Genomic DNA, 7,422 nt, shown 5'->3' with positions numbered 1-7,422 from the left:
GCCACGAGTCCGGGCGACGGCGGGGGCGAGGCGGACGCGGACACGTCCCGGCCGGCACGCAGCTCCCCCTCGACATCGGTGAGGAGTGCCGCCACCACGAGGCCCGCCACCAGCAGCGCGACGGTGACGAGGACGACCCCGATCCGCCACGCCGGGCCCCGCCCCCGCCACACGCGCCGTTCGGTCACCGACCCCCACCCTCCCGGACTCGCCTCACCCCGCACCCGACCGGGCAGCGGCCATCAACCACCCACGCTAGCGGGCGACCTGACGACGAGCGCCCCCGGTGCCGCACCGGCCTACTACACTCGACGCGAATTCCCGGGCGCGCGTCCGGGGTCCCGAGAACGCCGATCAGCGAGGTACGCCAGTGTCCGTCGAAGTGACCATCGAGATCCCCAAGGGCTCGCGCAACAAGTACGAGATCCACCACGAGACCGGGAAGATCTACCTCGACCGGTTCCTGTTCACCTCGATGGGCTACCCGGCCGACTACGGCTACATCGACCACACCCTGGCCGACGACGGCGACCCGTGCGACGCGCTGGTCCTGCTCGACGAGTCGGTGTACCCCGGCGTGATCGTCAACTCCCGCGTCGTGGGCGTCTACACGATGTCGGACGAGGCCGGCGGCGACGACAAGCTGCTGTGCGTGCCGGCCCTGGACCCGCGGTGGGAGCACATCCAGGACGTGAACGACGTCCCGGAGTACGAGCTCAAGGCGATCGAGCACTTCTTCCTCCACTACAAGGACCTCGAGCCGGGCAAGCACGTCACCCCCGGCGAGTGGCGGGACAAGGCCCACGGCGAGAAGCTCGTGGCCGAGGGGATCGAGAACTACGGCACGCATCCCGAGGAGAAGGCCGAGCCCAACCGCGGCTGACCCCGGCCCGCCGCATCCCGTTCCACAACGACGCGAAGAGCGTTCCGCACACATCGCCCGAGAGGCGGGTGTGCGGAACGCTCTTGTCGATGCAGGAGGCCGGGTGTGCCGGGCGGTCTGCGCCGGGGCTCAGCGGCCGGTGAACCTGGCCTCGCGCTTCTCCAGCGTCGCCGAGATGGCCTCCATCATGTCGGCGGAGGCGAGGAAGCCCGCGTTCCACGTGGCCACGTAGCGGTTGTTCTCGTAGATCTGTCCCTCGATGCCGCGGTTCAACACCTCGCGGGTCCCGCGGACGACGAGCGGGGGGTTGCCCGCGATCTCGGCGGCGGTGGCGTGCGCCGAGTCCAACACGCCGGCGGCGTCCTCGGCCACGTGGGTGACCAGCCCGTAGCGCAGGGCGGTCTCCGCGTCGATGTCCCGTCCGGTCAGGGCGAGCTCCCGGGTCAGCCCCTGGCCGATGATGTGGGGCAGCCGCGCGAGCGACCCCATGTCGGCCACGATCCCCACCTTGACCTCGCGGATCGAGTAGGAGGAATCGGCGGCACCGTGGCGGACGTCGCACGCGGAGATCAGGTCCACGGCGCCCCCGATGCAGCGGCCCTGGACCGCCGCGACAGTCGGGGTCTTGGCCGACGCCACCGAGTCGATGGCGCGGCGCATGTTCTCCACGAAGTCCAGGATCCGCTCGTTACGAGAGGCGTCCGGGGTCTTGTCCTGGGGCAGGAAGTCCATGAACTGCGGCATCATCGCCATCAGATCCAACCCGTAGGAGAAGTTCCGGCCCTCACCGGCGATGACGGCGGCGCGGACCTCCGGATCGGCGTCGAGTTCCGCCATCACACGGGGCATCTCCGCCCAGAAGTCGGGCCCCATACCGTTGTGGGGGCCGGGCCCGATCAGCGTCACCTGCGCGACGAACGGGTCCCGGACCCCCTTCTCGATGCGGACGGAGGAGTACTGACCGGGCGCGGCTGAGGTGTCTGGAGTGCTCATGCGCTCAGCCTGCCATGGCCTCCTCAGGCGCGGGCGTCAGGCATGACGAACCACAGGATCACGTAGAGCAGCACCTGCGGCCCGGGCAGCAGCAGCGAGGCCACGAACAGGACGCGGACCAACACCGGGTCCAGCCCGAAGTAGTCGGCCAGTCCGCCGCACACGCCCCCGATCCAGCGGTCCTCGGACCTGGCCAGTCGCCTGGGCTGGGAGTCTGAAGGGTAGGTCATGACGTGTCACCTCGTCGTCGTCGGAAATTGGTGGCCGGGGACCTCTCCCCGATGACCTCCAGTCTCCTCCCCCGCAGCGTCCGCCACATCCGGGACGGACCCCGAATCCGACCCTGAACCGCGCCTCGGGGTGGGGACGCGGGAGCGGGCGCGGACTCAGCTGTGGAACTCGCCCTCAGGTGTGGAACTCGCCGCAGTCCACGGTGAGGGTCTGGCCGGTGATCGCCGACGCGGCGTCCGAGAGCAGGAACACCACCGGGTCGACGATCTCGCGCTCGCCGGGCAGGCGGCGCAGGTCCATCTTCTCGGCGGTGTGGGCGTAGACGTCCTCCACGGTCCCGCCGTACTTGCCCGCCAGGTGTTCGAAGTACCCCTTGAGGGTCTCGCCGTAGATGTACCCGGGCGCCACGGTGTTGACGCGGATCCCACGCGGTCCGAGCTCGGTGGCCAGGGAATGCCCCAGCGCGACGAGGGCGGTCTTGGCGATCTTGTAGCCGGCGTAGCGCTCGCGGGAATGGTGGATGACGGCCGAGGCCATCATCACCACGGAGCTGCTCGCGGGCGCGGCGTCGATCTGCTCCGCGTCCGGGGTCTCCGCGCCCGCCTCGAGCAACGGGGTGAACTCCTGGGTGGTGCGGAGCGCGCCGAGGACCGAGAGGTCGATCCCCCGCGAGATCTGCTCGTGGTCGGTCTGGGCCAGCGGCTTCATGCTGGGTACGGCGAACGCGCTGTAGACCAGGCCGTGGACCGCATCGGTGTGCTGGGCGACGGTCTCGCGCAACGCCCGCACGGAGTCGGCCTCCGTGGCGTCCACCGCGGCGGCGATCGCGGTGCCACCGGCGGCACGGACCTCGTCGACGATCCCGTCGAGCCGGGAGGCGGTGCGGGCGGCCACGACGACGGTCGCCCCCTGTTCGGCTGCCCGCAGGGCGAGGGTCCGCCCGAAACCGGGCCCCGCTCCCACGATCACGACGGTCTTGCCCTGGAGAGATTCTGACATGAGTTAATAGAACCAGTTCCACCCACGCTGTGGGGGGAAGTTCACCCGGCCGGGATAGCATCCGCACGTGCACACCATCCCTGAGCAGTATCTTCGCAGCTCACAGGCCCCGAGCCCCCGGACATTGCTGGACGTTCTGGGCTCCGCGGCCCAGGGTCACCCGGACGCCCCGTGCCTCGACGACGGAGCGCGCGTGTTGAGCTACCGCGAGGTGTGGGAGGAGATCCACACCTCGGCGCGCTGGATGCAGCAGCAGGGGGTCGGGGCGGGCGACCGGGTGGGCATCCACATGCCCTCCGGCGGCGTCGAGTTGTACCTGGCGATCCTGTCGACCCTCGCCGCCGGGGCGGCGTACGTCCCCGTGGACGTGGACGATCCGGCCGACCGCGCCGAGCTGGTGTTCGGGCAGGCGCAGGTGGCGGCCGTCTACACCGCCCAGGGGATGCGGGTCACCGACCCCGGACGTCCGGCCGACCCGTCGCGACACCGGGCCCCCACCGTCGACGACGACTGCTGGATCATCTTCACCTCCGGCACCACCGGCCTGCCGAAGGGTGTGGCGGTGACCCACCGCAGCGCGGCCGCGTTCGTGGACGCCGAATCGCGGATCTTCCTCACCGGCGCCCCGCTCGGCCCGGGCGACCGGGTGCTGGCGGGGTTGTCCGTGGCGTTCGACGCCTCCTGCGAGGAGATGTGGCTGGCCTGGGCACACGGGGCGTGCCTGGTGCCCGCGCCCCGGTCGATCGTCAAGTCCGGGCTCGACCTGGGCCCGTGGCTGCGCGACCGCGGGATCACGGTGATCTCCACCGTCCCGACCCTGGCCTCGATATGGCCGGAGGAGATGCTCGCCGACATCCGCCTGGTGATCCTCGGCGGCGAGGCCTGCCCGCCCGAGCTCGCCGCGCGACTCGCGGGAGACGGCCGGGAGGTCTGGAACACCTACGGGCCGACCGAGGCCACCGTGGTGGCGTGCGCGGCGCCGCTGGACGGCAGGGGTGAGGTCTCGATCGGCCTGCCGCTGGACGGATGGGACCTGGCCGTGGTCGACGCCACGGGACTGCCTGTCGGCTACGGCGAGTCCGGCGAGCTGGTGATCGGTGGCGTCGGACTGGCCCGATACCTCGACCCGGACAAGGACGCCGAGAAGTACGCGCCCATGGAGACCCTCGGGTGGGAGCGCGCCTACCGGTCCGGCGACGTCGTGCGCCTCGAGGCCGACGGCCTGTACTTCACCGGCCGCGTGGACGACCAGGTCAAGATCGGTGGACGCCGTCTCGAGCTGGGCGAGGTCGACACCGCGGTGTCCGCCCTGCCGGGAGTGAACGCCGGAGCCGCCGCGGTCAAGAAGACCGACGCGGGCCAGTCCGTGCTCGTGGCCTACCTCGTGGCCGACGACCCCGGGCACTTCGACCTCGCCGACGCCGCCGGGATCCTGCGCGACCGCCTGCCGGCGGGTGTGGTCCCCCGGTTGACCCTGGTCGACGAGCTGCCCACCCGCACGTCGGGGAAGGTCGACCGCGCGGCCCTGCCGTGGCCCCTCGCGCAGACCTCGGCCGCCGAGACCGAGCTGGACGGCACCGATGCGTGGGTGGCCGAACTGTGGTCCTCGGCCCTCGGCGCCGACGTCTCCGGGGTGGACGAGGACTTCTTCGCCCTGGGGGGCGGCTCGCTCGCCGCCGCCCACGTGGTGGTGGCGGTCCGGGAGCGCTTTCCCGGCGTCACCGTGGGGGACATCTATGACCGCCCGCGCCTGGGCGACTTCGCGGAGTATCTCGACGAGCTCGAGCCGGTGGCCGCCGTGGAGCCGCGACACGTCAGGCCCGTCGGCCGCGGCGCGCAGACGGTGCAGGTCCTGGCGACCCTCCCGCTGCTGACGATCACCGGGCTGCAGTGGCTCACCTGGCTGGGGATCGCCAACAACGTCGCCGCCTCCGTGGGGGTGCCCTGGGCGCGCCCGGTCTCGTGGTGGGTGCTCGGGATACTCGCGGTGTTGCTGCTGTTGCCCGCGGGCCGCACGGTGGTGACGGGGCTCCTCTGCCGGGTCCTCATGGCCGGGGTCACCCCGGGCACCTATCCGCGGGGCGGCTCGGTGCACCTTCGCCTCTGGGCGGCCGAACGGCTGGTCGAGGCCTCCGGCGTCGCCAACCTCGAGGGCGCCGGCTGGCTCACACCGTTCGCGCGGCTTCTCGGCGCGTCGATCGGCCACGGCGTGGACATGCACACCCTGCCCCCCGTCACCGGGCTGCTGACCGTGGGCGACGGAGCCTCCATCGAGCCCGAGGTCGACCTGGCCGGGCACTGGATCGACGGCGACGTCCTGCACATCGGAGCCGTGGCGATCGGCGAGAACGCGGTGGTGGGAGCCCGGTCCACACTGCTGCCCGGCGCGGTGGTCGGCAGCGGCGCGCACGTGGAGATCGGGTCCGCCGTGGTGGGCACCGTCAAGGCCGGGAAGCGCTACGCGGGCTCACCCGCCCTCAAGCGGGGCAAGCGGGGCTCGAGCTGGCCGGCCGAACCCGCACCCCGCAGTCGCGTGTGGAGCGTGATCTACCAGCTCTCGGCGGTGGCCCTCGGCGCGATGCCGCTACTCGCCCTGGCCGCCGGACTCGCGGTGGTGGCCTGGGGGGCGCGGGACGCCACGACCCCCGGCCAGCTGTTCCTGAGTACCACCCTGTGGTCGGTCCCCGGGACGCTGCTCGCGCTCGCGTTGTTCGCCGCGCTCACGCTGGTGTCGGTCCGTGCGCTCTCGGTGGGCCTCGAGGAGGGGTTCCACCCGGTTCACTCGCGCATCGCGTGGCAGGCCTGGTGCAGCGAGCGCATCATGGACGCCTCGCGGAACTGGCTGTACCCGCTCTACGCCTCGATGCTCACCCCGATGTGGCTCCGGGCGCTGGGCGCGCGGATCGGCAAGGACGTGGAGGCCTCGACCGTCCTGCTCATCCCCTCGCTCACCACCGTCCGGGACGGGGCGTTCCTCGCCGACGACACGATGGTCGCGCCGTACGAACTGGGATCGGGCTGGATGCGGTTGGAGCAGGCGCAGGTCGGCAAACGCGCGTTCCTGGGCAACTCCGGAATCGCGTCCGCCGGCCGCAAGGTCCCCGCGCGCGGGCTGGTCGCCGTGCTGTCCTCCGCGCCGCAGAAGGCCAAGAAGGGCACCTCGTGGCTCGGTTCACCGCCGCAGAAATTGCCCAGGGCCGTGACCGACGGCGAGAGCGATGTGCGCACCTACCAGCCGCCCCGGCGCCTCAAGGTGGCCCGCGGCGCCTGGGAGACCCTGCGCCTGGTCCCCGTGTGGCTCTCGTTCCTGCTGCTGGTCAGCGTCCTGGTCGTGATGCAGGAGATCCACCGGGAATGGGGTTTCGGCGTCGCGGCGCTGGCCTCCGGGGTCACCCTCGCGTACGCCGGACTCGTGGCCCTGTTCGTCTCGGTGCTGGCCAAGTGGCTCCTGGTGGGCAGGATCCGCGCGGGCGAACAACCCCTGTGGTCCTCCTTCGTGTGGCGCAACGAGGTCGCCGACTCGTTCGTCGAACTCCTCGCCGCGCCCTGGATGGCCCGCCCCGCCTCCGGCACCCCGATCCTCACCGTCATGCTGCGGCTGCTCGGGTCGCGCATCGGCCGGGGTGTGTGGTGCGAGTCCTACTGGCTCCCCGAGGCCGACCTGGTCTCCCTGGGCGACGCCGTCACCGTCAACCGCGGCTGCGTGGTGCAGACCCACCTGTTCCACGACCGCATCATGCAGATCGACCGGGTGGACATGGCCGACGGCGCGACCCTGGGCTGCCACTGTGTGACCCTCCCGGCGTCCTCGATCGGCGACGGCTCCACCGTGGGCCCGGCGTCGCTCGTCATGCGCGGCGACCGTATCCCCCCGGGCACCCGCTGGCAGGGCAACCCGATCGCGCCCTGGCGGGGCTGAGCGGGGCGCACCCGGGCGGGACGCACGAGGGCAGAGGCGCCCGCGTGTGTCAGCCGCCGGCGATCGCGCGGAGCGCCTCCAGGTGTGACCCGTAGGCCCTGCGCCCCTCGCGACTGAGCGCCAACCAGGTCCGGGGTCGCTTGCCCACGTACCCTTTGCGGACTTTGACGTACCCGGCCTTCTCGAGCACCGCGACCTGCTTGGACAGCGTCGAGTCGGTCACCTCGACGGCGTCGCGGATCGTGGCGAACTCGGCGTCGTCGACCCCCGCCAGGGCGGCGACGATGGAGAACCTCACCGGTGCGTGGATGACCTCGTCGAGCCGGTGCCGCGCGTGCCCGTCCGGCCGGGTGCCTGCATCGGGGGCGGCACCGTCGTGGGCGGGTGCGGCGGCGTC

Annotated in this window: 6 protein-coding genes and 1 pseudogene; 2 read left to right on the top strand and 5 right to left on the bottom strand. The window is 71.9% G+C overall.

Features of this window, described 5'->3' with window-relative positions; all coding sequences use genetic code 11:
* Positions 1-188: pseudogene (locus G6022_RS15655) on the bottom strand (D-alanyl-D-alanine carboxypeptidase/D-alanyl-D-alanine-endopeptidase); the annotation flags it as partial.
* 182 nt (positions 189-370) lie between these two features.
* Between G6022_RS15655 and G6022_RS15650 the strand changes: the two are divergent.
* Positions 371-883, top strand: a complete 513-nt coding sequence (locus G6022_RS15650; protein ID WP_179524465.1) for an inorganic diphosphatase — start codon at positions 371-373, stop codon at positions 881-883.
* Positions 884-1,012: 129 nt separating this feature from the next.
* Here G6022_RS15650 and G6022_RS15645 read toward each other — a convergent pair whose 3' ends face one another.
* The 3 genes from G6022_RS15645 to G6022_RS15635 form a co-directional block, all read right to left on the bottom strand.
* Positions 1,013-1,876: a crotonase/enoyl-CoA hydratase family protein gene (locus tag G6022_RS15645; protein ID WP_179524464.1), complete on the bottom strand. Its 864-nt coding sequence runs from the start codon at positions 1,874-1,876 to the stop codon at positions 1,013-1,015.
* A 23-nt stretch (positions 1,877-1,899) separates the two neighbouring features.
* Positions 1,900-2,106 (bottom strand): PspC domain-containing protein, encoded by a 207-nt coding sequence (locus tag G6022_RS15640; protein WP_182639374.1) that lies wholly within the window; start codon positions 2,104-2,106, stop codon positions 1,900-1,902.
* Between the two features lie 175 nt (positions 2,107-2,281).
* Positions 2,282-3,106, bottom strand: coding sequence for an SDR family oxidoreductase (locus tag G6022_RS15635; protein ID WP_179524462.1), 825 nt, complete (start codon positions 3,104-3,106; stop codon positions 2,282-2,284).
* A gap of 67 nt (positions 3,107-3,173) precedes the next feature.
* Between G6022_RS15635 and G6022_RS15630 the strand changes: the two genes are divergently transcribed.
* Entirely contained in the window at positions 3,174-7,025 is a 3,852-nt protein-coding gene (locus G6022_RS15630; protein ID WP_182639375.1) for a Pls/PosA family non-ribosomal peptide synthetase, read from the top strand.
* Positions 7,026-7,074: 49 nt separating this feature from the next.
* Here G6022_RS15630 and G6022_RS15625 read toward each other — a convergent pair.
* On the bottom strand, positions 7,075-7,422 hold a 348-nt coding region (locus G6022_RS15625), incomplete at its 5' end, for a transcriptional regulator (protein WP_206682390.1).

This window comes from Dietzia sp. Cai40 (assembly GCF_014145165.1).
GTDB lineage: Bacteria > Actinomycetota > Actinomycetes > Mycobacteriales > Mycobacteriaceae > Dietzia > Dietzia natronolimnaea.
The sequence above is the reverse complement of the archived record's forward strand: the minus strand, read 5'-3'. Positions and strand labels throughout refer to the sequence as shown.